Origin of the sequence: Moraxella oblonga NBRC 102422 (genome assembly GCF_001598275.1) — a bacterium.
Lineage (GTDB): Bacteria > Pseudomonadota > Gammaproteobacteria > Pseudomonadales > Moraxellaceae > Moraxella > Moraxella oblonga.
This window is the reverse complement of the sequence record NZ_BCYQ01000104.1, coordinates 1-650: the sequence shown is the minus strand read 5'-3', so window position 1 is coordinate 650 and position 650 is coordinate 1. Positions and strand designations below refer to the sequence as shown.

Below are 650 nucleotides of genomic sequence, written 5' to 3'. Positions count from 1 at the left end.
CTATTGTCTTGTTGGTTTTTGACTTTGTTTTCTTTAAAATATTGTCCAATCTGATAAGCCACTTGTGGGCTTAATGCTCTTGCTGTATCGCCTAGTATGCCATTTGCATTAGGGGTGTATTTTTTATCCCCCCAAATCTAACCCATACTAAAATAAAAATGACAAGAAACTAAAAAAACCATTTTAATTATCATTAAAATAGCCAAAAAAATACTAAATGGCAAATCTTTATTTTTTATAAAAACAGAGAATATTAAGTACAATACGATTGAACATAAAATATAAACAGTCAATAATACCGGATTTGCCAAATGATGAGCCAAGCAGAAGGCAAAAATATATATAAAAATATCTACAAGAATTAAAGAAGTATATTTATCCGAAGTGTCCATATTATTTACCTCTTCTTTTTATCAATTTCGTTAAATTTTTAGCAATAGCATTAGCAGGCTAAACCTTAAATAAAAAATAAACAATACTGATTAGATATACTATAACCATTAGAAAAAACCAATAAAATCTTAATAGTTTATTATCATCTGCTTTCAGTTTATTTCCAAATATTAACATGTCTCTACCGTGAACATAGTCATAAACATCCACAAAAACCATCAAAGAAATAAATAAAAACATAAAAAATGGGACTGTAT

General features: G+C 27.1%; 1 protein-coding gene. It reads right to left on the bottom strand.

The features are described 5' to 3' along the window. Positions 1-450: 450 nt before the first annotated feature. Positions 451-650 (bottom strand): hypothetical protein (locus MOB01S_RS12730; RefSeq protein WP_218016108.1); only part of this gene is annotated, 200 nt, incomplete at its 5' end.